The sequence below is a fragment of the Mesorhizobium sp. M0058 genome (assembly GCF_040323095.1).
Taxonomy (GTDB): Bacteria; Pseudomonadota; Alphaproteobacteria; order Rhizobiales; family Rhizobiaceae; genus Mesorhizobium.
The window spans coordinates 347,846-371,862 of the sequence record NZ_JAMYUQ010000001.1 but is presented as its reverse complement, the minus strand read 5'-3'; the positions used below and the strand labels follow the sequence as shown (position 1 = coordinate 371,862).

The 24,017-nt window shown below is 63.9% G+C and carries 26 protein-coding genes and 1 pseudogene; 13 read left to right on the top strand and 14 right to left on the bottom strand.

All coding sequences use genetic code 11. The features are described from left to right. The first annotated feature begins 197 nt into the window (after positions 1 to 197). Positions 198 to 1,841, top strand: a complete 1,644-nt coding sequence (locus NKJ75_RS01880; RefSeq protein WP_023744223.1) for an MFS transporter — start codon at positions 198 to 200, stop codon at positions 1,839 to 1,841. A gap of 23 nt (positions 1,842 to 1,864) precedes the next feature. On the opposite strand, the gene NKJ75_RS01875 is transcribed toward NKJ75_RS01880, so the two are convergent. The 8 genes from NKJ75_RS01875 to NKJ75_RS01840 form a co-directional block, all read right to left on the bottom strand. Then, the gene (locus tag NKJ75_RS01875) at positions 1,865 to 2,233 is read right to left on the bottom strand and encodes a cupin domain-containing protein (RefSeq protein WP_081725355.1); all 369 of its coding nucleotides are present in this window, start codon (positions 2,231 to 2,233) and stop codon (positions 1,865 to 1,867) included. A 58-nt stretch (positions 2,234 to 2,291) separates the two neighbouring features. Next, entirely contained in the window at positions 2,292 to 3,677 is a 1,386-nt protein-coding gene (locus NKJ75_RS01870) for an NAD(P)/FAD-dependent oxidoreductase (protein ID WP_023744222.1), read from the bottom strand. 50 nt (positions 3,678 to 3,727) lie between these two features. Further along, complete coding sequence (locus NKJ75_RS01865; protein WP_023744221.1) at positions 3,728 to 4,843, bottom strand: ABC transporter ATP-binding protein; 1,116 nt, start codon at positions 4,841 to 4,843, stop codon at positions 3,728 to 3,730. Next, positions 4,840 to 5,637, bottom strand: a complete 798-nt coding sequence (locus NKJ75_RS01860; RefSeq protein ID WP_023744220.1) for an ABC transporter permease — start codon at positions 5,635 to 5,637, stop codon at positions 4,840 to 4,842. The genes NKJ75_RS01865 and NKJ75_RS01860 overlap by 4 nt, the downstream gene beginning before the upstream one ends. Then, the gene (locus tag NKJ75_RS01855) at positions 5,637 to 6,509 is read right to left on the bottom strand and encodes an ABC transporter permease (protein ID WP_352499079.1); all 873 of its coding nucleotides are present in this window, start codon (positions 6,507 to 6,509) and stop codon (positions 5,637 to 5,639) included. The genes NKJ75_RS01860 and NKJ75_RS01855 overlap by 1 nt, the downstream gene beginning before the upstream one ends. Positions 6,510 to 6,531: 22 nt before the next feature. After that, positions 6,532 to 7,608, bottom strand: a complete 1,077-nt coding sequence (locus NKJ75_RS01850; RefSeq protein WP_352499078.1) for an extracellular solute-binding protein — start codon at positions 7,606 to 7,608, stop codon at positions 6,532 to 6,534. A gap of 37 nt (positions 7,609 to 7,645) precedes the next feature. Continuing rightward, positions 7,646 to 8,299 carry a helix-turn-helix domain-containing protein gene (locus tag NKJ75_RS01845; protein ID WP_027049833.1) on the bottom strand — a complete coding sequence of 218 codons (654 nt, stop codon included), beginning with the start codon at positions 8,297 to 8,299 and terminating at the stop codon, positions 7,646 to 7,648. 90 nt (positions 8,300 to 8,389) lie between these two features. Beyond that, positions 8,390 to 8,659 carry a hypothetical protein gene (locus NKJ75_RS01840; protein WP_023740977.1) on the bottom strand — a complete coding sequence of 90 codons (270 nt, stop codon included), beginning with the start codon at positions 8,657 to 8,659 and terminating at the stop codon, positions 8,390 to 8,392. Positions 8,660 to 8,829: 170 nt separating this feature from the next. On the opposite strand from NKJ75_RS01840, the gene NKJ75_RS01835 reads away from it, so the two are divergent. Next, positions 8,830 to 9,144, top strand: coding sequence for a hypothetical protein (locus NKJ75_RS01835; RefSeq protein WP_352499077.1), 315 nt, complete (start codon positions 8,830 to 8,832; stop codon positions 9,142 to 9,144). A gap of 39 nt (positions 9,145 to 9,183) precedes the next feature. Here the strand turns inward: NKJ75_RS01835 and NKJ75_RS01830 are convergent. After that, a pseudogene (locus NKJ75_RS01830) lies at positions 9,184 to 9,482 on the bottom strand (putative quinol monooxygenase). Between the two features lie 123 nt (positions 9,483 to 9,605). Here NKJ75_RS01830 and flhA point away from each other — a divergent pair. The 7 genes from flhA (at position 9,606) to NKJ75_RS01795 (ending at position 15,177) form a co-directional block, all read left to right on the top strand. Further along, complete coding sequence (flhA, locus tag NKJ75_RS01825) at positions 9,606 to 11,693, top strand: flagellar biosynthesis protein FlhA (RefSeq protein WP_023671908.1); 2,088 nt, start codon at positions 9,606 to 9,608, stop codon at positions 11,691 to 11,693. Next, complete coding sequence (gene fliR / locus NKJ75_RS01820) at positions 11,690 to 12,442, top strand: flagellar biosynthetic protein FliR (protein ID WP_023683278.1); 753 nt, start codon at positions 11,690 to 11,692, stop codon at positions 12,440 to 12,442. The genes flhA and fliR overlap by 4 nt, the downstream gene beginning before the upstream one ends. A gap of 1 nt (position 12,443) precedes the next feature. Continuing rightward, positions 12,444 to 12,827: a hypothetical protein gene (locus NKJ75_RS01815; protein WP_023740974.1), complete on the top strand. Its 384-nt coding sequence runs from the start codon at positions 12,444 to 12,446 to the stop codon at positions 12,825 to 12,827. Between the two features lie 291 nt (positions 12,828 to 13,118). Then, positions 13,119 to 13,691, top strand: coding sequence for a rod-binding protein (locus NKJ75_RS01810; RefSeq protein WP_023703994.1), 573 nt, complete (start codon positions 13,119 to 13,121; stop codon positions 13,689 to 13,691). 13 nt (positions 13,692 to 13,704) lie between these two features. Beyond that, on the top strand, positions 13,705 to 14,121 hold the full coding sequence (locus NKJ75_RS01805; RefSeq protein WP_023671919.1) for a hypothetical protein: 417 nt from the start codon (positions 13,705 to 13,707) through the stop codon (positions 14,119 to 14,121). Between the two features lie 28 nt (positions 14,122 to 14,149). After that, positions 14,150 to 14,698 (top strand): hypothetical protein, encoded by a 549-nt coding sequence (locus NKJ75_RS01800; RefSeq protein ID WP_023714023.1) that lies wholly within the window; start codon positions 14,150 to 14,152, stop codon positions 14,696 to 14,698. A 194-nt stretch (positions 14,699 to 14,892) separates the two neighbouring features. Beyond that, on the top strand, positions 14,893 to 15,177 hold the full coding sequence (locus NKJ75_RS01795) for an SCP2 sterol-binding domain-containing protein (RefSeq protein ID WP_023714024.1): 285 nt from the start codon (positions 14,893 to 14,895) through the stop codon (positions 15,175 to 15,177). Positions 15,178 to 15,246: 69 nt separating this feature from the next. Here NKJ75_RS01795 and NKJ75_RS01790 read toward each other — a convergent pair whose 3' ends face one another. Both NKJ75_RS01790 and odc2 read right to left on the bottom strand, forming a co-directional pair. Next, on the bottom strand, positions 15,247 to 15,810 hold the full coding sequence (locus NKJ75_RS01790) for a GNAT family N-acetyltransferase (protein WP_031203857.1): 564 nt from the start codon (positions 15,808 to 15,810) through the stop codon (positions 15,247 to 15,249). A gap of 256 nt (positions 15,811 to 16,066) precedes the next feature. Further along, the gene (gene odc2, locus NKJ75_RS01785; RefSeq protein ID WP_023671923.1) at positions 16,067 to 17,200 is read right to left on the bottom strand and encodes an ornithine/lysine decarboxylase; all 1,134 of its coding nucleotides are present in this window, start codon (positions 17,198 to 17,200) and stop codon (positions 16,067 to 16,069) included. A gap of 536 nt (positions 17,201 to 17,736) precedes the next feature. Here odc2 and NKJ75_RS01780 point away from each other — a divergent pair. The 4 genes from NKJ75_RS01780 (at position 17,737) to NKJ75_RS01765 (ending at position 21,762) form a co-directional block, all read left to right on the top strand. Continuing rightward, a complete protein-coding gene (locus NKJ75_RS01780; protein WP_023740970.1) occupies positions 17,737 to 18,936 on the top strand; it encodes an amidase in 1,200 nt (399 codons plus the stop codon). 2 nt (positions 18,937 to 18,938) lie between these two features. Beyond that, positions 18,939 to 19,838 (top strand): LysR family transcriptional regulator, encoded by a 900-nt coding sequence (locus tag NKJ75_RS01775; protein WP_023671925.1) that lies wholly within the window; start codon positions 18,939 to 18,941, stop codon positions 19,836 to 19,838. 89 nt (positions 19,839 to 19,927) lie between these two features. Then, the gene (locus NKJ75_RS01770) at positions 19,928 to 20,596 is read left to right on the top strand and encodes a DUF1007 family protein (protein ID WP_023671926.1); all 669 of its coding nucleotides are present in this window, start codon (positions 19,928 to 19,930) and stop codon (positions 20,594 to 20,596) included. Between the two features lie 8 nt (positions 20,597 to 20,604). Continuing rightward, positions 20,605 to 21,762, top strand: a complete 1,158-nt coding sequence (locus NKJ75_RS01765) for a nickel/cobalt transporter (protein ID WP_502903825.1) — start codon at positions 20,605 to 20,607, stop codon at positions 21,760 to 21,762. A 10-nt stretch (positions 21,763 to 21,772) separates the two neighbouring features. Here NKJ75_RS01765 and denD read toward each other — a convergent pair whose 3' ends face one another. Genes denD through NKJ75_RS01750 form a run of 3 tightly spaced genes read right to left on the bottom strand, consistent with a single transcriptional unit; the run spans position 21,773 to position 24,004 of the window. After that, positions 21,773 to 22,756, bottom strand: a complete 984-nt coding sequence (gene denD / locus NKJ75_RS01760; RefSeq protein ID WP_352499076.1) for a D-erythronate dehydrogenase — start codon at positions 22,754 to 22,756, stop codon at positions 21,773 to 21,775. An 11-nt stretch (positions 22,757 to 22,767) separates the two neighbouring features. After that, the gene (locus NKJ75_RS01755; RefSeq protein WP_352499163.1) at positions 22,768 to 22,974 is read right to left on the bottom strand and encodes a hypothetical protein; all 207 of its coding nucleotides are present in this window, start codon (positions 22,972 to 22,974) and stop codon (positions 22,768 to 22,770) included. 58 nt (positions 22,975 to 23,032) lie between these two features. Then, a complete protein-coding gene (locus tag NKJ75_RS01750; protein WP_352499075.1) occupies positions 23,033 to 24,004 on the bottom strand; it encodes a cation diffusion facilitator family transporter in 972 nt (323 codons plus the stop codon). Between the last annotated feature and the right edge of the window lie 13 nt (positions 24,005 to 24,017).

The window sequence follows — 24,017 nt, the reverse complement described above, 5'->3', positions numbered from 1 at the left end:
CAGTGGACCAATGAGAACATCGCTCTGGGTAGCGAACCCTTCCCGGCTGACGTATTTTCGCCTTGCTATCCTGTTGTTGGATCATGATCTTTTTCGAAGACGCGTTCGCCCTTTTGGATGTCGTGCTCTATTTCAAACGGATGCCATGATTGTCGTCCCGGCGGACGAAACCAGCACGTTAAGGTGGGACAGGTCTGATGATCGATGACGAGCCGGACAGCGAACGCGTTTCGGCGCTGGCGCCGTTCCGGCACGGCATCTTCCGCGCCGTCTGGTCGGCCAGTCTGGTGTCGAATTTCGGTGGCCTGATCCAGGGCGTCGGCGCCGCCTGGATGATGACCACCATCGCCACGTCGCCCTATCAGGTGGCGCTGGTCCAGGCCTCGGCCACTCTGCCGATCATGCTGTTTGCACTCGTCGCCGGCGCCATCGCCGACAGCTTCAACCGGCGCAAGGTGATGCTGATCGCCCAAATCTTCATGCTGGTCGTCTCTGCACTTCTAACGCTGTTCACCTGGAACGGCTGGATGACGCCGTGGACGCTGCTTGCCTTCACCTTCCTGATCGACAGCGGCACGGCGCTCAACAACCCGTCCTGGCAGGCATCGGTCGGCGACATGGTGCCGCGCAACAAGCTGCCGGCCGCGGTTGCACTCAATTCACTGGGCTTCAACCTGACACGCAGCGTCGGCCCGGCGATCGGCGGCATCATCGTTGCCGCCGCTGGTGCGGCTGCTGCGTTCGCCGCCAATGCGCTGAGCTATATAGGTCTTATCATCGTGCTCTTCCGCTGGAAGCCGGAGCTGCCGGTCTCGACGCTGCCGCGCGAGACGCTGGGCGCCGCCATGGGCGCCGGCCTGCGCTATGTCGCCATGTCGCCCAACATCGGCAAGGTGCTGGTCAGGGGCTTCGCCTTCGGCTTCAGCGCCGGCGCGGTTTTGGCGCTGCTGCCGCTGGTGGCGCGCGACGTCGTCAAGGGCGATGCCTTGACCTACGGCATCATGCTCGGCGCCTTCGGCATCGGCGCCGTCGGCGGCGCGCTGATAAGCGTGCGTCTCAGACAATTGCTGTCCAGCGAGACGATGGTGCGGATGGCCTTCGCCGGCTTTGCCGTCTGCGCCTTCAATGCCGCCATCAGCCTCAATGCCTGGCAGACTGCGGCGGGTTTGCTCATCGGCGGCGCCTGCTGGGTGATCGCGCTGTCGCATTTCAACGTCACGGTGCAGATGTCGACGCCGCGCTGGGTCGTCGGCCGGGTGCTGTCGGTCTACCAGACGGCGACCTTCGGCGGCATTGCGCTGGGCAGCTGGATCTGGGGCGTCGTTGCCGATGCGCATGGCGCCGAAACCGCGCTGATTGCGGCGGCCATCGCGATGCTTGTTGGCGGCGCCATCGGCCTGTTCCTGCCGCTGCCGCAGCAGACGACTCTCAACCTCGACCCGCTCAACCGCTTCAAGGAGCCGCATCTCGGCCTCGACCTGAAGCCGCGCAGCGGCCCCATCGCCATCATGATAGAGTACATTATCCGCGACGAAGATGTGCCCGAATTCCTCGCCACCATGGCCGAGCGCGGGCGCATCCGCCGCCGCGACGGCGCCCGCAACTGGACGCTGGCTCGGGACCTAGAAAATCCCGCAGTCTGGATCGAACACTACCACACGCCGACCTGGCTGGAATACATCCGCCACAACCGGCGCGCCACCCATGCCGACGCGGTCGTCGGCGAGCGGGTGCGGGCGCTGCACAGCGGCGACGAACCGCCGCGCGTGCGCCGCCTGATCGAGCGCCCGACGACCGCCGGCACCGCGCTGGTCTCGCCGAAGGGGCCGATCGATCACTGAGCTCGCCATAGCCGTAGCGCCGGTCAGCCGGCGCTCTGGATCATGTAGAGCTTGCGCGTGGTCTCGCGTATCAGCCACTCGCCCTTCCAGCCCTGCGGCAGGACGAGGAGATCGCCCGGACCGAGTTCCCGCACCTCGCCATCGATGCGGCTCAGTTCCACGCGCCCCGAAATGATGTGGCAGATCTCCGACGAGTCCGAACGATCGGCGGTGAAGCGGCCGGGCGTGCATTCCCAGATGCCGACATCGACAGTCCCGTCAGGCGATTGAAAGAACGAGCGCACGGCCTCGACCTGATCGCCTTCAATCGAGCTTGGCTTAGGAGAGAACGCGCCGATCTCGGCCTTGGCGAGATCGTGGAAGGTCGAAAGATCGATCAAGTCTAGCTCCATGGATAAGAGCAATTCCAGGAAAGGGGTCTGCCCCGGAATTGCGTGAGAACAAATGGCTTTAGTGGCCGGTGATGCTGTCGGCCAACGCGGCCAGCTTCGAGGTGCGCGCAAGCCCTGCCGCCTCGCGGCCATCGGCAATGCGATAAAGCTGGTACATCGAATGCACGCCCAGCCAGCGGAAGGGCTCCGGTTCCCATGGCCTGACCTTGCGGTTGACCCAGGGCAGCTTCGTCAGCTCGGTGTTTGCCCCGAGAACAAGGTCAGCCAGCGTGCGCCCCGAAAGGTTGGAGCTGGACACGCCGAGGCCGACATAGCCGCCGGCCCAGCCGATGCGGGTCGCGGGATCGAGGCCGACCGTGGTGCACCAGTCGCGCGGCACGCCGAGCACGCCGCACCAGGCGTGATCGATGCGGCATCCCTTGGTCTGCGGCAAGAGCGTCGTCAGGATCGTGTGCAGCTGGTCGATCGTGGCCTGCTGCGTCTGGCCGTTGACGTCGGTGCGCGAGCCGTAGCGATAAGGCACGCCGCGTCCGCCCATCGTGATGCGTCCCTCACGCGTGCGCTGGGCATAGCAATAGGCATGCGCCGCATTGCCGAGCAGTTCGTGCCCTTCCCAACCGATGTCGCGCCACAGGTCGGCGGGCAGCGGCTCAGTCACGATCTGCGCGCTGTTGAGCGCCAGCCAGGTCCGCTCCTCGCCGGGGATGCCTGATGTAAAACCCTCGGTCGCGCGGATGATCGTCTCCGCCTGCACCGTACCGCGGTCTGTTGTCACGCTGCCCTTGGCGATGCTTGTCACCGTCGTCTTCTCATAGATCGGCACGCCCAGCCGCTCGACGGCATCGGCAAGCCCACGCACCAGCTTGGCCGGCTGCACCCGCGCCTGGCCATGGACGACGAAGCCGCCCATGACGTTACGGATGTTGATGCGCGTGCGCGTTGAGGCGGCGTTCAGCATCTCGACGCGGTTCGGGTCGACATCCCAGGAACGGATCGTCTCGCATTCTTCGCGCACGCGCTCCAACTGCGCTGCGTTGGTGGCCACCGTCAGGTTGTCGACGCGGCGAATGTCGGCGTCGATGCCTTCCTCGGTCGCGACCCGGATCACTTCGTCAACGCAGCCTGCCATCGCAGCCTGCATCGCCATCACGCCTTGCCGGCTCGATGTCTTGAGATATTTTTCGCGCGACCAGCTGAAGCCGCCCGACAGCCAGCCGCCATTGCGCCCCGAAGCGCCGAAGCCGGCAAATTCGCGCTCGACGATCACGACGCGCAGCGATGGCTTCGCCTTTTTCAGATAGTAGGCGGTCCACAGGCCGGTATAGCCGGCGCCGACAATGGCGACATCGGCCTCGATGTTTCCAGGCAAGGGCGGGCGCGGAACGGGAACCGCCCCCAGATCCGCATACCAGAACGATATGTCGCCGTTGCGCTTGGCTTGCATGGAATGACTTTCAGATGGGATCAGGCCAGATGGGATCAGGCCAGATGGAATCAGGTGAGTGTGGTGTCGGCGCTTGCGTCGTCCGCCAGCAGCTTGGCGTCGGTGCCGTCGAAGCAGAGCTCGACCTTGTCGCCGAGGCCAAAACTCTCGCCGGTCAGTGGTGAGCGCACGATCGCGGCCGAGCCGTCGGCGAGCTTAACTTCGTATTTCGATTCCGAGCCGAGATAGATGGCTTCCGCGATCGTCCCCGACAGGCGGTTGGCGCCATTGGCAGCACTTTGGCCGGCTCTTCGGATCGCGAGCTTTTCGGGACGCAGCAGCATCACCGGACTGGCTTCTCCCGACAGCTTACGCGGTACCGTCACCGTCTCGCCGGCGATGCTCAGCGCGGTGCTGTTGCCATCGCTGCGCGCCTTGCCGCGCAGCACGGTGGAATCGCCGATGAAGCGGCCGACGAACAGCGTTGCCGGCTCGTCATAGAGCTGGCGGCCGGTGCCGACCTGCTCGATGCGCCCGCGGTTGAACACGGCGATGCGGTCCGACAGCACCAGCGCCTCTTCCTGATCGTGCGTGACATAGACGAAGGTGGTGCCGAGTTCGCGATGGATGCGCTTTATCTCGAGCTGAAGCCATTCGCGCAGCTTCTTGTCGAGCGCGCCGAGCGGCTCGTCCATCAGGAGCAGCGGCGGGTCGAAGACGATGGCGCGTGCCAACGCCACGCGCTGCTGCTGGCCGCCCGACAATTCGCTGGGATAGCGATGCGCGAAATCGCCCATCTTGACCATGTCGAGCGCCCTTGCCACGCGTGTCTGCCTCGTCGCCTGGTCGACGCCGCGAAGCGTCAGCGGATAGGCGACGTTGCGGCCGACGCTCATATGCGGGAACAGCGCGTAATGCTGGAAGACGACGCCGATGTTGCGCTTGTGCGCCGGCACGCCGACGACGCTTTTTTCCCCGACCAGAAGCTTGCCGCTGGTGACATCGGTGAAACCGGCAATCACGTTGAGCGTCGTCGTCTTGCCCGAGCCGCTGGGGCCGAGCAGCGTCATGAACTCGCCGGGCTCGATGCGCAGCGACACGCCGTCCAGCGCCTTGAAGCCGCCATAGGCCTTGCTGATCGCTTCGAGATCGATCGCCGCGCCCTTGCTTGTCGGCTTCGGATTCATTGGCGTCCTTTCCGCTCGCGGCCAAGAAGGAGCATGCCGCCGCCGATCAGGATCGTGGTCGCGAAAAGCAGGATCGTGCCGACAGCCGCCACCGTCGGATCGGCGTCGCGCGTGATCGAGGCAAAAATCTGCACCGGCAATGTCTTGAGATAGGGGTTCGTGATGAACAGCGACACGACAATCTCGTCGAACGAGGTGGCGAAAGCGAACAGCAGGCCTGAGAGCACGCCCGGCGCGATCAGCGGCAGCGTCACCGTGCGAAACGTGGTCAGTGCGCTGGCGCCCAGGCTCGCGGCGGCTGTCTCCAGCCGGCGGTCGAACACTTCGAGACTGGCCGAGACCGCGATCAGCACGAAGGGCAGCGCAAGGATGGTGTGGGCCAGCACGAAGCCGAGCAGCGTCCCGACGAGCTGCGTGTCGAGATAGACGGCATAGATGCCGATCGCCAGCACCACGCCCGGCACCACCATCGGCGTCAGCATCAGCATACGCAAAAGGTTCGCCGGCCGCGCCTTCATGCGGTCGAGGCCGAAGGCGGCAAGCGTGCCGAGCACCGTTGCCAGGACGGCAACGATGGAGGCGACTTTCAGCGAGTTCAGGAAGCTGTTCGACCAGTCCGGATTGGTGGCGAAATTCTGGTACCACTGCCAGGAAAAGCCTTGCGGCGGAAACGCCAGCGATTTGTTTTCGTTGAACGACATCGGCACCACGACCAGCGTCGGCGCCACCAGCCATATCGCCACCAGCAGGCAGACGAGCCCGAGAAGAACGCGGGTGAGCGGCTTCATCTCCATCAGCGCCGCCCCGCTTCCCGATGACTGGACCGCATCACGGGTGCTGCCAGCGCCAGCAGCACGAAGGTGGTGACCAGCAGAACGACGCCCATGGCGCCGCCCCTGCCCCATTGCAGCAGGCTGAGCACCTGCGTCTGCACCAGCGTCGACAGCATGGTCGAGCGCGGGCCGCCGAGCAAAGCCGGCGTGATGTAGAAGCCGAGCGACAGGATGAAGACGATGATCGCGCCGGCATAGACGCCGGGCAGCGACAGCGGCAGATAGACGGTGAAGAACGCGCGCGACGGCCGCGCACCGAGGCTTTGCGCCGCACGCATCAGCCTGAGGTCGATGCCTTGCATCACGGAATAGAGCGGCAGGATCATGAACGGCAACAGCACCTGCGCCATGCCGATGACCACGCCGGTCTGGGTGCGGATCAGCTTGACGCCGCCGAACCCGACCGAGCGCAGCAACGAATTGATGACGCCCGAATCCTGCAGCAGGATCACCCATGACAGCGTTCGCACCACACCACTCACCCAGAACGGGATCAGCACGCAAAGCACAAGCACCAGCCGGACGAGCGGCCCGACCGCGGTCATCAGATAGGCATAGGGATAGGCCGCGATGACGCAGACCAGCGTCACCCAGGCCGAAATGACGAAAGTCCGCTGCAGCACTGTCAGGTTGACCGGCGCGCCGAAGAACCAGGCATAGTTCTGCAGCCCCCACTCAGGTTCCGACAGGCTGCGCAGCACGATGGTGAGCAGCGGATACCCGATCACCGCGACGAGCAGGATGAGCGCCGGCGCCGTGAGCGCGAACGGCCGCCATGCCCGACCCGGCCGCGCATGGGCGGCGGGTTGGGCGATGGGTTCGGACGCGCTCACGGCCTGGCTCTCACTTGGCTGTTCAGTTGCCTGCCATCAGCGCCGACCACTTCTCCTGCGCCACCGGGAAGTTCTCGACCCAGAACTTGATGTTCTGCTTGTAACCCTGCTTCTGGCGCTCGGGCGTGTTGGTCAGGAAGGCGGCGACCGACGCATCGACCTTGGGCTGCGCGTCATTGTTGATCGGCGTATAGGAGGTCTGCTGCGCCAGGATCTCCTGCGCCCCCTTGCCGAGATAGGCATTGAGCAGCGCATAAGCCGCATCCGTATCCTTGACGCCGACCGGAATGGTCATCTGGTCCATCACCACCAGCCAGTCCTGCCAGGCCGGCGCATATTTGGCGCCGTTCTTCACCGCCGTCATGGCACGTCCGGTCCACATCATCAGCATGTCGGCTTCGCCAGATTCGGCAAGCTGCTGCGACTCAGCGCCGGTCTTCCAATAGATCGTGTCGGGACCGAGCTTGCGGATGACATCGATGGCCTTGTCGATGTCGGCCGCCGTCATCGCCTTCGGGTCGCCGCCAGACGCCTTCAACGCCTGCTCCAGCAGGCCGCCCGTCGGGTCGCCCGAACCGTCGAGCGCGCGCGTGCCGGGGAATTTTGCCGTGTCGAAGAAATCGGCCCAGTTCTTGGGCGGGTTATCCCCATACTTCTCCTTGTTGTACATCAGCACGACGCCGTAGTTCATGGCCGGCACCGAGCATTCGCCGACCTGGCCCTCGGGCACCTTGGAGACGTCAAGCTTGCTGAAATCAAGCTTCTGGAACAGCTTGCCGCAATAGACGTAAGGCGGCAGGTCGGCGGTGTCGACGACGTGCCAGGTGACGTTGCCGGATTCGACCTGCGCCTGCAGCTTGGCGATCTCTGTCGGCCCGTCATTGAGCAGCGTGGCGCCGGACTTTTCGACGAACTCCTTGAGCGCGGCGGCCTGGCCGTCCTGGTAGATGCCGCCATAGGAGACGAGCGTCAGCGTCTTGCCCTTGAGCGAGCCTTCCTTGACCTCACCCGCGACAGGCTTTTCCTGCGCGAACGCTGCGGTTGCCAGAACGCCGAGCGCCAGCACGGCGCCAAGGCCAAGATGCCTTGTTTTCAGCATGATTATTGTTCTCCCATTTGACCCGCATGGATTGAACCTACCTGGCTGCGAGCGGTTTCCAGGCCCTGTATTGATCGAGTTCGGCGCGCACCGAAGTCGGTGGCGCAATGATCCACATCACCTCGGCTCGGCCACTGCCGATGTTCTCTGAGCGATGTGCTGTCGATGTCGCGTATTCGATGCTGTCGCCCTCTTCCAGCACATGCCTGACATCGCCGAGCGAAACCTCGACGATGCCGCGCAGCACGACGAGCATCTCGTGCGCGTCGCCATGGGTGTAGAGCGCTGGGCCGGTCGAGCCGCCGATTTCGAACTCGCCGACATAGACTTCCATGTCGCTTAAAGGGGGACGCGAGAGCAGCATCTTGCGGCAGCCGTCGCTGGGCGGCAGGCTCGGCCGCTCGCTGCGCAGCAAGACCCCGCGCTGCCCGGCGGCACTATCCTCGAACAGCATCGCCACGCTCACCCCAAGCGCCGAGGCCATCTGGTTGAGCGAGGCGGTGCTGGCGCCGGTCAGGCCGCGCTCGAGCTGGCTGATGAAGCTGGCGCTGGTCCCGGTCAGCTCGGCGAGTTCGCGCAGCGAAAGCCGCCGGCCGAGACGCAGGCTCTTCAGCCGCTGGCCCAGCATCTGATGGGCATGCGTCGCCGTCGAGGCGACGCCATTCTTGACCGGAGCCTGGTCGGTGCTCATCCCGTCTTTTTCTCCCACTGAACAATTTGTACAGTGACACTGTACACGTGGCAAGCGCCGAGTAGGGACATTTAAGATGCCGGCCGAGGCCTAGTCTTCGCCCGACAGGTCGCGCCGCGCCTTGTCGAGTTCCTCGGCGTAGCGCCGTATCAGATGGCCCTCGGTCAAAAGCCCGACAACGGCCCGGTTGTCGAAATTCTCGACCACCGCCAGTTCCTCCGCGACGGCGCGCTGGATGGTTTCGGCGGTGGACTGGACGTTCATGGTCGGCACCAGCACCGCATGCCGGAATTTGGCCGGCGCCAGCACCGGCGTCTCACCATCGAACGGATCGCTGTGCAGTTCGGCGACGATCAGCACGCCGACATAATGCCGGCTGCTTGCGGCGCCATTCTGGCGCTGAGGCGCAGTCAGGCTTGCCGCCCCGCTTCAATTCCCCGCGAGCGTGTCGAGGTATATGAGCGATCGCTTACGCAATCGACGCAGCTGTGTTATTTTTGCCCGTCTCCATTTCCCTCAAGGAGGAGAAGATGAGTGCGCGGGGATTTTTTTCATTAGCTGTTGGCATGATTTTTTTGAGCTCGTCTGCGGTGAGCAATTCAAGCATGGATATGCCGGTTAGGTCTGTTGTGTCACACCCGATGTCTCTTTTTTTGGCGGAAGGCAATCCGGAAAACCAAAGCCGGCCGGCAAAGGAATTTATCCAGACTGCACAACAAGATGTTTGCTGTCCTGGCGGCTACCCTTGGTATCGCAATTCGACGAACACCTGCTACGGCAGCTATGAAGACTGCCACGATACCGATGGCGGCGGATGGTCCTGCAGACAGGTCAACGCCTGCTAGACTTTCTTGGGCCTACGCCTTCTTGACTGTGCCCGGTCCTCAGATCGGCTTCGGCTCGCCGGCCTCGTAGAGCATGAGGTTGCGCTCGCCTATGCCGAGCGATGCCCAGCTCGCCCGCCAATCGGCGATGTGAGGCGAGCGGAATGCGCGTCGAGCGCGGCCCTGTCGCTCCACACCTCGATTACATGGATGAGCCCGGCGTCGAGCACGTCCTGCGCGTAGGAGTATTCGATGCAGCCGGGCTCCGCCCAGCTGCCCAGTATCATGCGCCGCATGGCCGGCCTTGCCTCGTCGAGCCGTTCCGCCGGCAAGCGAATGGTGCCGATGATCACCAGCATGATCTCTCTCCTCAAGGCCTCTGTCGTCCTGGCAACTAACCAGTCCTCCCACCCTCGCGCAAGCTTGACCGGTTAGGCTCGAAGGGCTGTCGCGTGCTCGGCAGGCTTGTGATTGGGGACGACATGGCAGTCAGCGAAAGCTTAGCGACAGGAACAGTGGCCAAGAACGGCCGCGATGTCTTCTTCGCCATCGGCATCGTCATCATCCTGGCCGTGCTGTTCCTCCCGATCCCGGCCTTCCTCATCGACATCGGCCTCGCCTTCTCGATCGCATTGTCGGTGCTGATCCTGATGGTGGCGCTGTGGATCCAGCGGCCGCTCGATTTCTCGTCCTTCCCGACCGTGCTGCTCATCGCCACCATGTTGCGGCTGTCGCTCAACATCGCCACCACGCGCATGATCCTGTCGCATGGCAATGAGGGCACGCACGCCGCCGGCTATGTCATCGCCGGCTTCTCCAAACTGGTGATGGCCAGCGATTTCGTCATCGGCCTGATCGTCTTCATGATCCTGATCGTAGTCAACTTCATCGTCATCACCAAGGGCGCCACCCGTATTGCCGAAGTCGGCGCCCGCTTTACCCTCGACGCTATCCCCGGCAAGCAGATGTCGATCGACGCCGACCTGTCCGCCGGCATGATCGACGACAAGACAGCGCAACTGCGCCGCAGAGAACTCGAGGAAGAATCGTCCTTCTTCGGCTCGATGGACGGCGCCTCGAAATTCGTGCGCGGCGATGCCATTGCCGGCCTCATCATCACCGCCATCAACATCGTCGGCGGCATCGCCATCGGCTACATCAGGCACGGCATGGGCATGGGCGAAGCCGCCGATGTCTTCATCAAGCTGTCGGTCGGCGACGGCCTGGTCACCCAGATCCCGGCGCTTATCGTTTCGCTCGCCGCCGGCCTGCTGGTGTCCAAGGGCGGCACGCGCGGCTCGACCAACCAGGCGGTGTTCGGCCAGCTCGGCGCGCATCCGCGCGCGCTCTATGTCGCGGCCTCGCTGCTCGTCCTGCTCGGCCTGATGCCCGGCCTGCCGTTCTTCCCGTTCTTCACGCTGGCTGCAGGCATGGCCGGTCTTGGCTACGTCATCCCGATGCGCGCCAACCGCGAGGCTGCCGCCGCCGAAGCGATCAAGGATCTGGAGAAGGCGAACAAAGTCGAGGAAGAGAAGAACTCGGTCAAGGCTTCGCTGACCACCGCCGAGATCGAGCTTCTGATCGGCAAGCAGCTGTCGACGCGGCTGCTGGTGTCGCATCAGGAACTGGTGTTCCGCATGGCCAAGATGCGCAAGAAATTTGCCACGCAATACGGCTTCGTCGTGCCGGAAGTGCGCGTCGCCGACGATTTCGGCATCCCGCCGAAAAGCTATCAGATCAAGGTCCACGGCACCGTCGTCGCCGAATACCAGATGCGCGTCGGCGAGATCATGGTGCTGCTGGGGAACCGGGATTTGCCCGACGTTCCCGGCGAGGAAATCCGCGAGCCGGCCTTCGGCATGCGCGCCTTCTCGGTGCTCGAAACCTTCGCCGAGGATCTGAAGCGCGAGAACTATACCTTTGCCGACAACATGTCGGTGCTGCTCACCCATTTGTCCGAGGTGATCCGCAACAACCTGCCGCAGCTTCTGTCCTACAAGGACATGAAGGCGCTGCTCGAGCGCCAGGATCCGGAATACCGCAAGCTCGCCGACGAGATCTGCACCTCGCACATCTCCTATCCCGGCCTGCAGGCGGTGCTGAAATTGCTGCTGGCCGAACGCGTATCGATCCGCAACCTGCATTTGATCATCGAGGCTATCGCCGAGATCGCGCCGCATGTGCGCCGCACCGAGCAGATCGTCGAGCATGTCCGCATCCGCATGGCCCAGCAGATCTGCGGCGATCTCTCCGAGGGCGGCATGCTCAAGGTGCTGCGCCTCGGCAACCGCTGGGACCTCGCCTTCCACCAGAGCCTCAAGCGCGACGCCAAGGGCGAGGTGCGCGAATTCGACATCGACCCGCGCCAGCTGGAGGAATTCGGCCAGGACGCGACCAAGGCGATCCGCAAGCATCTCGAGGCCGGCGAGCGTTTTGTCCTCGTCACCGCGCCCGATGCGCGGCCTTATGTGCGCATGATCATCGAGCGCCTGTTCACGACGCTTCCCGTTCTCTCCCATGTCGAAATCGCCAAGGGCGTCGAGATCAAGGTGCTCGGGACGATCTCGTGAACATCCTGTCGCAAGGCGTCGTCATCGCCGCCTTCCTCGCCTTCTGTCGCATCGGCGCCTGCTTCATGCTGGTGCCGGGTCTGTCCAGCGCCCGCGTGCCGGTCCAGGTCCGGCTGTTCGTGTCGATCGCCGCCACCGGTGGCCTGCTCGCCTTCCTGTGGGACAAGATCTTTCCCTTCGTCGATGCGCGTCCGCAGGTGCTGACACCGATGATCATCTCCGAACTTTTGGTCGGCGGGCTGATCGGCGCGATGACGAGGCTCTACATGGAGGCGCTGCGCTTCATAGGTTCGGCCATCGCCATGCTGATCGGCTATGGCGGCACCGGCGGCCCCGCCATCGAGGAGCCGGAGCCGCAGGCGGCCCTCGCCGCCATCATCTCGTTTTCAGCGTTGCTGCTGCTCTTCGTCTTCGATTTCGACCACGAGATCATCCGCGCTCTGGTCGCCTCCTACACGGTGGCGCCGGTCAACGTCTTCTTCAATCCGCAGGCCGCCCTGGTCGATCTCACCGACACGGTGTCGGACGCCTTCTTCCTGGTCATCCGGCTCGGCAGCCCGTTCATCGCCTATGCCATTCTCGTCAATTTGACGATCGGCTTCGTCAACAAGCTGACGCCGCAGATCCCGGTCTATTTTATCTCGCTGCCTTTCGTCATCGCCGGCGGCATGATCATCTTCTACTTCGCCATCGGCACCATGCTGTCGCTGTTCGTCGACGGCTTTGTCGACCTGACGCTGGCGAGGTGAGATGAGCACGCGCAAGGAACGGCTGAAGAAACTGGTCAAGGTGCAGGAGCAGCTGAAGGCCCTGCACGAGACGCGCCATGCGGCCTTCCTGGCGGCGGCCGCAACCGCCGAGACCGAAGCCAGGGAACTTGTCCAGCATTTCGACGCCGATCAGTCGCTGGCGGTGCTGTTCCCTGACCTCTACCATCGCCGCATCGCCAATGCGCTGGTCCGGCAGGAAGCGAGCTTGGAAAGCGCCAGGCAGGAGGTCACGCTCATCGCCACTGCGACGGCGCGCACCAACATGGTCGAGCGCGCCTACAAGGACGTGCGCCGACAGGACGAACGCGAACGCTCCGACCGCGACCGGCTCGATCTGATCGCGCAGAAGCGCGGGCAGGAATAATCGAAAGTTAAAGCCGCGTCACTTGCGGACGGCGTTCGGTTTCGTTCCGTGCGGCGGGCTGTATTGGGTGTACGGCGCCGTGTTCGGCCTCTGCGCCTACGCCACCTACGATCTGACCATGGCGACGCCGGCAGCGCCCACCGCAAACGACCAGATCGCATCGACCCAGCCGGACTTGCCGCTGCTGATAGCAATGGCCCAGCATCCGGCGAAGGATTTCAAACCGGCAAGCCTGCCACAAGCTTGTTGCGGCATGGTCGCTCAGGAAACCCGGCAAAGAGGCGGACTTTCTTGGCGATTTCTCCACCCAGTGACATCGTTCTCGATGTTGCCCGAGCCGTCGACCCGGCGGATATCGAGGCTGCCCGTGCCGCGCTGGCCAAGCGGGCCAACGGCGTTGGCGGTAATTTTTCTGTCGACATGGCTGCTTCGGTCGATGCCGGCTCGATCCTGTCGCGCGCTACCGCCGACACGGCCGCCGCAAATGCCGATCCCGCCAGCAAGTTCAAGAAGTTCGAGGCGATGGTCTTGCAGACCTTCATCCAAAACATGCTGCCCAAGGACACCGAGGGCGTCTACGGCAAGGGGCTGGCCGGCGACATGTGGAAATCGCAGCTTGCCGAGCGTGTCGCCGACGTCATGGCCGAGCGCGGCGGGATCGGCATCGCCAAATCGCTGCTCGCCGACCACTACAAGGACGGCAAGCGCACCGTGCCGATCGGCCCGGTGTCAACCGGGCCGCACAAGACCGAGATCGACCAGCAGACCCGGCTGTCCACCTCGCTGGTCGAGGAATTGCAGCGCAAGGCCGCACGGTCGATGACCGGCGACGAGACGACCATCAAAACCGAAATCAAGATCTAGACCAGGATTTTCAATGGCCGATTTTTCAAAATACTCTTCCAACCTGCCGGCGCGTACGTCCGAAGCGCCGATCCCGTTTGCACGGCCGGGCAACCTTGCCGCCATCATCGGCCGCATCGAGGAAGCGGTCGAGGAAGAGACGGCCGGTTTGAAGAACGACACCAGCTATGACCTCAAGGCCTCCAACGCCCGCAAGAGCCGCTACCTCTATGAGCTGACCCGCGCCATGAAGGGCGCCAACGAGATCGAATTCCTGGAACAGCATCGCGACAGTCTGGCGCGGCTGCGCCAGAAGCTCGCGAAAAACGAGGCTGCAATCCTCGCCCACCTCAACGCGGTCAACGAAGTCGCCACGCTGTTGAAGAACGCCATTCAGCGCGCCGAAGCCGACGGCACCTATTCGGCCGGCGAATTCGGTTGGGCGAGCTGATGATCTCGGCACCAGGCGGGAACAACCGGTGATCAAATTCATCGCCGCCGCGATCTGGATCTGCGCCGCCACGCTGGGCGCCGTGTTCTATTCGTTCCAGGCGGCCGGTGAGCGCGGCGTCGGCGAGACGCCGAAACCGATGCTGGGTGGCCTCGACTACGTCAAGACCGACATCATCTCGGTGCCGCTGATCCGCGATTCCAAGATCGACGGCTATTTCCTCACCAAGCTCGTCTACACGGTCGAGCCGGCCGAGATAAAGAAGATGTCGATTCCGGCCGAAGCCCTGATGACCGATCAGGTCTATTCCTATCTCTACTCCAATCCTCAGATCGACTTCACCAAGAAGGAAACCATCGATCTCGATGCCTTCCGCAAGGCCATACGCGACACCGTCAACGCGCGCGTCGGCGCCGACCTGGTGCATGAAGTGCTGATCGACCAGGTCAACTTCCTGACCAAGGACGAAATCCGCGACAACGCCATGCGCCGCCGCAAGGATCCGGCCACGCCGACCGAACCGGCCCCGGCGGAATCGGCCCAGGCCGAGGCGGCGAAGTCCGCTGCTGAACACTAACCTTCATCGCAGGGTGAATGTCTCTGCCGCATTCCTTCCGACTGAAACGAGATGACGCATCGCGCGTTGACGTTTACGTCAACTCGAAGCTATATGCGCCAAGCGACCAGGATCGCGGTACGCGCGAGACAGCGACTTCGGCGGAGGCCGGTCACTGAAGCGCGGCAAAACGCAACGAGACCAGGAGAACAGTCATGAGCGTTCAGGACATTGCCGAGAAGATGAGGTCGCGCGTGGCGAGCGCCGGGTTCGAACATTCCGTGAAGTTCGACACCGGCACCGACGGCGTCATCGTCATCGATGGCGCGACCGTCTCAAACACCGATGCGCCGACCGACTGCACCATCAAGCTGTCGCTCGACGATCTGGATTCGCTGATCGCCGGCGACCTCAATCCGACCATGGCGTTCATGTCCGGCAAGATAAAGGTCGAAGGCGATATGTCGGTCGCCATGGCGCTCAGCCAGCTGATCGGCTGAGCCCTTCGCAAAAACAAAACGCCGCCCTCGCTGAAATGCAAAGGACCGGCGGCGTTTGTTTTTGGACAATCAGGCGGCCAGCGACAGCCTCTGTGCCTTGAGCTTGCGACCTGCAGCCCTCAGCGTGCCATGCGCGCCGTCGAGCGCACCCTCGATCAGCTCCAACGCCAGCAAGCGGTGCCGCTCGTACGGACCAGGCATGGCTAGCGCGCCGGTCTTCTCCGCCGAAAAGCCGAAGCGACCGTAATAAGGCGCATCGCCGACCAGCAGCACCGCGGCATGGCCGAGACGCGCGGCCTCGGCCAAAGCGTGGCGCATCAGCGCTGAGCCGATGCCGGCGTTCTTCAGCGCCGGATCGACGGCGAGCGGCCCGAGTAGGAGCGCCGCCGGGCCGCCCTCGCCCAGCCTTACATCCCACAGCCGCACAGTGCCGATCACCGCGCCCGCCGCATCACGCGCCACGAAGGCGAGGCCTTCGGAAGGCCGGCGGCCACGCCGCAGCTTCTCCGACGATTTCTTGCGCCGCATCGGCCCCATGGCGCGATCGAGCAACGCTTCACGCGATGCAATGTCTGCCGCAATTTCGGCGACGACAACAATGGCGCGGGCACTCTCCCCCCTCGAGGGGGAGATGTCGCCGAAGGCGACAGAGGGGGTCGGCACGACCTGACGCGACACCGCGTCGTGGACGAGGGATGCCGGCGCTTCACGCGAGACGACCCCCTCTGGCCTGCCTGCCCATCTCCCCCTCGAGGGGGGAGATTCCCACGGCACCGTCAATGTAATTTACAATGTCCATTTCCGCGATCCTTCACGAGCGGAGCTTGTTCCACAGGCGAACCCGGGCGGACGCAAACGTCCGCCTGGGGTGATCTGAAGGCCGAAGCCGTCAGATCACGTAGGATCGGAGAGGCTCGAAGCCGTTGAAGGCGACCGCCGAGTAGGTGGTCGTGTAGGCGCCGGTGCCTTCGATCAGCACATCGTCGCCGATGGTCAGCGACAGAGGCAGCGGATACGGCGTCTTCTCGTACATCACGTCGGCCGAATCGCAGGTCGGGCCGGCGAGCACGCAAGGTGCGGTCTCCGAACCGTCATGGCGGGTGACGATCGGATAGCGGATCGCCTCGTCCATCGTCTCGGCCAGACCGCCGAACTTGCCGATGTCGAGGAACACCCAGCGCACATTGTCGTTTTCGGCCTTCTTCGAGATCAGCACGACTTCCGACTTGATGACGCCGGCATTGCCGACCATGCCGCGACCCGGCTCGATGATGGTCTCAGGGATCGCATTGCCGAAATGCTTGCGCAGCGCCGAGAAGATGGCCTGGCCATAGGCCTGGGCCGCCGGCACGTCACGCAGATAGCGCGTCGGGAAACCGCCGCCCATATTGACCATCTTGAGGACGATGCCTTCATCGGCGAGCGTGGCGAACACCTTCTTGGCGTCGGCCAGCGCACGGTCCCACGCCGTCAGGTCGGTCTGCTGCGAGCCGACATGGAACGACACGCCATAGGCGTCGAGGCCGAGCGTCCTGGCATGGCGCAGCACGTCGACGGCCATCGCCGGCACGCAGCCGAACTTGCGCGACAGCGGCCACTCGGCGCCTTCGCCGTCGGTCAGCACGCGGCAGAACACGCGGGCGCCGGGAGCGACGCGGGCGATCTTGTCGACTTCCTCGACGCAATCGACGGCAAACAGCCGAATGCCGAGCTGGTAGGCGCGTGCAATGTCACGCTCCTTCTTGATGGTGTTGCCGAAGGAGATACGGTCCGCCGGCGCACCGGCGTCCATCGCCATCTCGACCTCGGCAACGGAAGCGGTGTCGAAGGATGAGCCCATCGCAGCAAGCAGGCGCAGGATTTCCGGCGCCGGATTTGCTTTCACCGCATAGTAGATCCGGGAATCGGGCAGCGCCTTTTCGAAGGCGCGAAAATTGTCGCGCACGACATCGAGGTCGACGACGAGGCAGGGGCCGGACGGACGTCGGGTGGCGAGGAAGTCGAGGATGCGCTGAGTGGCCATCGGGGTCTCTCCATTAACGCCTTGCGGCGCGCAATAAGGCTGCGGACGCGGGCTCTCGGCCTCGCGACGCGCGGTCAAACAAAGGCGGGACGGAAGTTCATGGAACCAGCCGGTGGAGACCCCGGAACCATGAAACGCCGTCTCGCGGCGGTGAACCTTGGCCTTGCCCGGCCTCGGTTCGCTTTGTCTGCCTTGGCTTGGATGGGAGACCCGTCCGCACTGCCGGCAATGAAGGTGTGCCTCTTCAGTAACCCCGGTCTTTGGACGACCGGCAGAACACCAGAAAGGCCCGCACCGTCGTTGCTTCAAGGTGTCCTCGGGCTGGCGGTTGGCCGCTAGACCGACTGGAGGGGTTAGCTCCAGTTACCTTACCGATTTCCCTCACCATTCGAGGATCGGCGGACACCCACAGGCACGTGCGACTTTGGGCAAGCGCGATATAAGATCGAAAGATTTCACAATCAATAAAAATCGTATCCCAGGTTGTAAAATTTCCGGCATCGAACAATGCTGGGCCTGTATACGGATATCGAACGATGCCAGGCACGCACGGCCCGCTCAACGCCTTTCTTGACCTGCGCCGCATGCCGGTCGCCAATGCGGAACTGGGGCCGCTGGCCGGGCTCAGGCTGGCGGTAAAGGACATTTACGACGTCGCCGGCTACCGCACCGGTTGCGGCAATCCGGTGAAGTTCGACGAGGCGCATGCCGCGTCCAGCACGGCACCGGCCGTGCAGATGATTCTCGACGCCGGCGCGCGCTTCATCGGCAAGACGCAGACCGACGAGTTCGCTTTCTCGCTGATGGGCCAGAACGCGCATTTTCCGTTTCCGGTGAACCCGGCCGCTCCCGATCGCGTCACCGGCGGTTCCTCGTCAGGCTCGGCGGCGGCGGTGGCCGGCAAGCTTGCCGATATCGCTACCGGCTCGGACACCGGCGGCTCGATCCGCGCCCCGGCGAGCTTTTGCGGATTGATCGGGCTGCGCACCACGCATGGCCGCATTTCGCTCGAAGGCACGATGAAGCTGGCGCCGAGCTTCGACACATTCGGCTGGTTCGCCGACGACATCGAGACCTATGAGACGATCGGCAAATTGCTGCTCGGCCGCGACCCGCATCCGTATCCGCTCACCCGGCCGCTTTCGATCCGCTGGCTGGACGCTTTCGTGGCCGGCCCCGCTGAGGCAGCCGAATATGCCAGGATGAGAGCGCTGGCCGCCAGTCTTATCGGTGAGCCGGCGCCGGAAGAGTACAGCTTCGCCTCCTTCCCCGACGAGCTCTACTGGTGCTTTCGCCGCCTCCAGGCCGCCGAGGCCTGGCAGCAGCATGGCGCCTGGATCATTTCTGGCGAGCGCGATCTCGGGCCGGGCGTCGAGGAGCGCTTTGGTTTTGGCCGCACGATCGACGAAAAGACCGCGCGGGCCGAGGCGGTGCGCCGCCTGACGTTCCGCTCCGAGCTAGCCGCGCTGCTCGGCCAGGACGGGTTTCTTGTCCTGCCCACCGTTCCAGGCCCCGCACCTCTGGTCAAAAGCGAGCCGCAGCAGCTCCAGGCCTACCGCGAAAGGGCCTTGCATCTTTTGTGCCTTTCGGGTCTGTCAGGCTTTCCGCAAATCACCCTGCCGCTGGGCTCGGTTGACGGTGCCCCTTTCGGCCTCTCGCTGCTCGGCCCTCCCGGCAGCGACATTGCCCTGATACGGCTCGGCCGGCGAATTCTCGATGCGGCACGAAAGGCCTGATGATGGATACACTGACCCGCATGCGCGCCTTCATCGACGTCGTCGAGGCCGAAGGCTTTTCGGCGGCCGCGCGCAAGATCGGTCGCTCCAAGGCGCTGCTGTCGAAATATGTGCGCGAACTCGAGGACGAACTCGGCGCGCTGCTGCTCAACCGCACCACGCGGCAGTTCTCGTTGACTGAGGCCGGCCATACCTATTACAGCCGCGCTTCGGAAATCGTGCGCGAGGTCGACAGCCTAGCCGACGCCGTGCGCGAATCCTCCGGCGACGTGCGCGGCAGGATCAAGCTCTCCGCGGCGCGCACCTTCGCCGACGCGCCGATAGGCCAGTCGCTCATCGACTTCGCCAAACAGCATCCCGACATCGTGCTCGACATCCATCTCGACGACCGCTTTGTCGATCTGGTCGAGGAAGGTTTCGATCTTGCCGTGCGCATCTCGCGGCTGGAGAACTCATCGCTGATCGCCCGCCGCCTGGGGCCGTTTTCGATCAAGCTTTGCGCCTCGCCGGAGCTGATCGCCAAGCACGGCAAGCCGACGCGCCCGCAGGATCTCGCCAACTTGCCCTGCATCGTCGACACCAATGGCCGCTCGCTCGCCAACTGGCGCTTCAGGGGCGATGGCGAGGAGTCTGTCAGTGTCAACGTATCGGGTCCGATCGAGGTCAACAGCCCGATGGCCGCGCGAGCCGCCGCCGTGTCCGGTCTGGGCTTCACCATCCTGCCGGATTTCATCGCCGCACCCGACCTCGCATCCGGGCTGCTGGTGTCCTTGCTCGACGACCGCATCCAGTCGGGCAGCGGCATTTTCGCCGTCTACCCGCACCGCCGCTATCTGCCGGCCAAGGTCCGTGTCTTCGTCGATTTCCTGGTGCAATGGTTCAAGAACCGCGAGAGCGCTTGAGCCGGTCCTGCCGTGCCGCGGTCCCAATTTCGCCCCGTTTCTGGTAACCTCTCGAAATCTCTCCGAGGCCGATGGAACAGCGACCGAGAATGCATCTGAAACGGCACGCAATCATGCTGGCTTCGGCCCTGGCGACGACTTTTGCCTCCGTCGGAGCGGCTGGCGCGCATCCTCATGTCTTCGCCGAGGCCCGCCTCGACGTGATCCTCTCGCCGGATCACCAAAGTGTGAAAGCGCTGCGTCACCTCTGGCGTTTCGATGATCTGTTTTCGAGTACGGTGATGATGGAGTTCGACAAGAACTCCGACCTGAAGCTTGACGACAAGGAGCTGAAGGATGTCGCCGACACAGTTCATGCCTCGCTGGCCGAATTCAACTATTTCCAGCTCGTCACCGTCGACGGCAAGGACGTGCCTATGACGCCGCCACCGCATCTGATGGCCAATTTCGACAACGACCAGTTGATCATCCTGTTCGAATCCGAACCCAAGGTGCCGATCAAGCTCGCCGGCAAGATCGATTTCGGCGTCTACGATCCAACCTTCTACACAGCGATCGACTTCACCGAGGATAGCAACATCACGGTGGAAGGCCTGCCCTCGAACTGCACCAAGAGCGTCATCCGGCCTGATCCAGACGAGGCGATCAAGGAAAACCAGAAGACCCTGACGGACGCGTTCTTCAACGACCCGACAGGCACCGACATGAGCAAGATCTTCGCCACCAAGCTCGAACTGAATTGCCCGCCAGAAGGATAGATCCGGTGATGAAACCGTCCCTGCGTTTGGCATTCGGCCTCGTGGCCGCTGCCCTGCTGATGACGCACTTTCTCGGGCAGGCCCATGCCCAGAGCTCACTCGGCATCGGTGTCAATGACGGCATGGCGCCCACGACCGGCCCGTTCGCCCACATCCTGATGTGGATCAATCTGCGCCAGCAGGAATTCTACCGCGCACTGGCCACGGCGATGAAAGCAATGCGCGAGGACGGCAGCAAGATGTGGCTGCTGATCGGCCTGTCCTTCGCCTACGGCATTTTCCACGCCGCCGGCCCCGGCCACGGCAAGGCGGTGATCTCGTCCTACATGGTGGCCAATGAAGTGGCGCTCAGGCGCGGTATCCTGCTCTCCTTCGTCTCGGCGCTGCTGCAGGGCCTGACCGCGATCCTGGTGATGCTGCTTGCCTATTTCGTCCTGCGCGGCACCGCGATCTCGATGACCGACGCAGCCTGGTTCATGGAGATCATGAGCTATGTCTTCGTCACTTTGTTCGGCGCCTGGCTGCTGTGGCGCAAGCTTGGGCTCACGGTCCAGCGCTGGTTCGGCAGGGCGCCCGCCTACAGCTTGTCGGCAGCCCACGCCGGTCATTCCCATAGCGGCCATTCGCATGCCGGTCACAGCCACGCGGCGCATTCGCATTCGCACGCCTTGCATGTGCATCACGACCATTCGCATGATCATCACGATCACGCCGCGCACGACCACGACACGCACGATCATTCCCATCACGACCACGCTCATCACGATCACCCAGCCGGCGAGGTCTGCGACACATGCGGCCATTCGCATGCGCCCGATCCGGCGCTGCTGTCGGGCGATCGCTTCGACTGGCGCACGGCCTGGTCGGCAGTAGCCGCCGTCGGCATCCGTCCCTGCTCCGGCGCGCTGATTGTGCTCAGCTTCGCGCTGCTCAACGGCCTGTGGCTCGGCGGCCTGCTCTCGGTGCTGGCGATGTCGATCGGCACCGCCATCACAGTCTCGGCGCTGGCGACGATCGCGGTGACAGCCAAGAACTGGGCGGTCTATTTCGCCGGCGACGGCCGCATGGGCAACCGCATCCACACAGTCGTCGAAATCGGCGGCGCCGCCTTCGTCTTCCTGTTCGGGCTGTTGCTGTTGTCGGCGAGCCTGTCCGGAGCTGTGTGACCTCGGCGGGTCAGGCCTGACCCGCGATATCTCCGCCCAGCTCATCCTCGATATGAGCGCGGATGATTTCATCGAAACTGTTTTCGGCGCTGAAGCCGAGGTCCCTTGCACGGCGCGCCTCGAAGCGCGTCGGCCAACCCTTGACGATCGCCCAGATCGTTTCGTCGGGCTCCTCACGGATCAGGCTCGCCACCTCGGCGCCTGCAGTGCGCTCCAGCGCCTCGATCTGCTCGCCGACGGTGACGGCAACGCCGGGCATGGTGAGGTTGCGGCGCGGCCCGACAGCGGCACCGTCGAGCCCGGCGGCATGGATCAGGAATCCGACCGCAGAGCGCGGGCTGGCATGGGTGTGCAGCACCGAGCGCGGCACCGGCAGGATCGCCTCGTGGCCGCTCAGCGGCTCGCGGATGATGCCGGAGAAGAAACCTGACGCCGCCTTGTTCGGCTTGCCGGGCCGCACGCAGATGGTCGGCAGCCTTATGCCGATGCCGTCGAAGAAGCCGCGCCTGGAATAGTCGGCCAGCAGCGCTTCGCTCATCTGCTTCTGCGTGCCGTAGGAGGTCAGCGGCGTCGGGTGGAAATCGTCCGGGATCACATCCGGGAACGGCGCGCCGAACACCGCGATCGACGAGGTAAAGACGAGGCGCGGCGAAAAGCCCGCCAGCCGCACGGCGTCGAACAGCGCCCGTGTGCCGTCGAGATTGACGCGGTAGCCGAGATCGAAATTGGCTTCCGCCTCACCCGACACGATGCCGGCGAGATGGAACATGACGTCGGGGCGTGAGGCGACCAGGCTCTCGGCAGCACCGGCGTCGGCAAGGTCGCCGGTATGCGTGGCGATGCTGACGCCGTCCATCGCCGGCGCCTGCGGCGGCACGATATCGTGCAGGTCGAGCCCGGTGATCTTGCGGCCGTTGAGCGTGCCGTCCCTGGCCAGCCGGTCGACAAGTTTGCGGCCGACCATGCCGGCGGCGCCAGTAATCAGGATGCGCATTTCAAAGCCTCTTATTTGCCCTTGTTCTGGCTGCGGCCCCGCAACCAGAACACCAGAAAGAATGCCAGCACGAAGGCGATGCCGACGATGCCGGCAAGTACGGTCGAGACATTGCCGATGGCCAGCATCACGGTCGGCAGATAGAACGCCGCGATGCCGAACAGCAGCATGATCCAGGCTGCGGCAATCAGCGCGTTTCGCGTGTCGCGGTCCATCATGCCGTCCCGCCACAGCGGGAACTCGTCAACTCGGATGTCAATGCCATGAAATTCCCTGTCAGTGATAATGGCCGTGATGCGGTGGCGCACCATGGTCGTGGTCATGATCGTGCTCGTCATGGCTGTCGGCGCACTGGCCGAATTCCGGTTCAACCGTGGCGTGGCTGATGCCGTGTTCGGCGGCGAGCCGCTTCTTGATGGCGCTGACCGCCTGGTGCGGATCGACGCCATCGTTGAGGCAGGCATGCAGCGTCGCCATGTTGCTGGACCCGTCGAGCGACCAGACATGCATGTGATGCACTTCGCGCACGCCCTTGACGGTGCCGGCAATGTCCTTGGCGATGAGGTCGCGGTCGAGGCTTGCCGGTACGCCTTCGAGAAGGACGTGGGCGGCTTCGCGCATCAGCGACCACGCGGTGGACAGGATCAGCAGGGAGACCAGCACCGACAGGATCGGATCGATCGGCGTCCAGCCGGTGGCCAGTATGACCAGCGCCGCCACGATCGCCGCCGCCGAGCCGAGCAGGTCGCCCAGCACATGCAGGATGGCGCCGCGCATGTTGAGGCTGTCGTGGTCGCCGCCATGCAGCACGAAGAACGAGGCGAAGTTTACCAGAAGGCCGGCGATCGCCACCACCAGCATCGGCCCGCCCAGCACCGGCGCCGGCGTCATCAGCCGGCCCCAGGCTTCGTAGACGATCCACAGCGCAATGGCGAAGATGGCAATGCCGTTGGTGTAGGCAACCAGCGTCTTGACTCGGCCGAAGCCGTAGGTGAGGCGCACCGTCGCCGGCCGCCCGCCAAGATGGAAGGCGTACCAGGCAAGGCCAAGCGCAATCGAGTCGGCGAGCATGTGGCCGGCGTCGGCCAGCAGCGCCAGCGATCCCGTCAAAAGGCCGCCAAGCCCTTCGGCCACCATGAAGCCGGCGGTCAGGCAGGCTGCGATCAGCACACGCTTCTTGTCGGTCGAGCCATGCACGTGGCCGGCGCCATGCCCAGCATGCAAACCATGATCATGGCTGTGCGCCATCGGAAGAAACTCC

Coding starts and splice junctions, on each gene's coding strand:
- NKJ75_RS01880 (WP_023744223.1), top strand. CDS start 198: ATGATCGATGACGAGCCGGACAGCGAACGCGTTTCGGCGCTGGCGCCG.
- NKJ75_RS01875 (WP_081725355.1), bottom strand. CDS start 2,233: ATGGAGCTAGACTTGATCGATCTTTCGACCTTCCACGATCTCGCCAAG.
- NKJ75_RS01870 (WP_023744222.1), bottom strand. CDS start 3,677: ATGCAAGCCAAGCGCAACGGCGACATATCGTTCTGGTATGCGGATCTG.
- NKJ75_RS01865 (WP_023744221.1), bottom strand. CDS start 4,843: ATGAATCCGAAGCCGACAAGCAAGGGCGCGGCGATCGATCTCGAAGCG.
- NKJ75_RS01860 (WP_023744220.1), bottom strand. CDS start 5,637: ATGGAGATGAAGCCGCTCACCCGCGTTCTTCTCGGGCTCGTCTGCCTG.
- NKJ75_RS01850 (WP_352499078.1), bottom strand. CDS start 7,608: ATGCTGAAAACAAGGCATCTTGGCCTTGGCGCCGTGCTGGCGCTCGGC.
- NKJ75_RS01845 (WP_027049833.1), bottom strand. CDS start 8,299: ATGAGCACCGACCAGGCTCCGGTCAAGAATGGCGTCGCCTCGACGGCG.
- NKJ75_RS01835 (WP_352499077.1), top strand. CDS start 8,830: ATGAGTGCGCGGGGATTTTTTTCATTAGCTGTTGGCATGATTTTTTTG.
- flhA (WP_023671908.1), top strand. CDS start 9,606: ATGGCAGTCAGCGAAAGCTTAGCGACAGGAACAGTGGCCAAGAACGGC.
- NKJ75_RS01815 (WP_023740974.1), top strand. CDS start 12,444: ATGAGCACGCGCAAGGAACGGCTGAAGAAACTGGTCAAGGTGCAGGAG.
- NKJ75_RS01805 (WP_023671919.1), top strand. CDS start 13,705: ATGGCCGATTTTTCAAAATACTCTTCCAACCTGCCGGCGCGTACGTCC.
- NKJ75_RS01795 (WP_023714024.1), top strand. CDS start 14,893: ATGAGCGTTCAGGACATTGCCGAGAAGATGAGGTCGCGCGTGGCGAGC.
- odc2 (WP_023671923.1), bottom strand. CDS start 17,200: ATGGCCACTCAGCGCATCCTCGACTTCCTCGCCACCCGACGTCCGTCC.
- NKJ75_RS01780 (WP_023740970.1), top strand. CDS start 17,737: ATGCCAGGCACGCACGGCCCGCTCAACGCCTTTCTTGACCTGCGCCGC.
- NKJ75_RS01775 (WP_023671925.1), top strand. CDS start 18,939: ATGGATACACTGACCCGCATGCGCGCCTTCATCGACGTCGTCGAGGCC.
- NKJ75_RS01770 (WP_023671926.1), top strand. CDS start 19,928: ATGCATCTGAAACGGCACGCAATCATGCTGGCTTCGGCCCTGGCGACG.
- NKJ75_RS01765 (WP_502903825.1), top strand. CDS start 20,605: ATGAAACCGTCCCTGCGTTTGGCATTCGGCCTCGTGGCCGCTGCCCTG.
- denD (WP_352499076.1), bottom strand. CDS start 22,756: ATGCGCATCCTGATTACTGGCGCCGCCGGCATGGTCGGCCGCAAACTT.
- NKJ75_RS01755 (WP_352499163.1), bottom strand. CDS start 22,974: ATGATGGACCGCGACACGCGAAACGCGCTGATTGCCGCAGCCTGGATC.
- NKJ75_RS01750 (WP_352499075.1), bottom strand. CDS start 24,004: ATGGCGCACAGCCATGATCATGGTTTGCATGCTGGGCATGGCGCCGGC.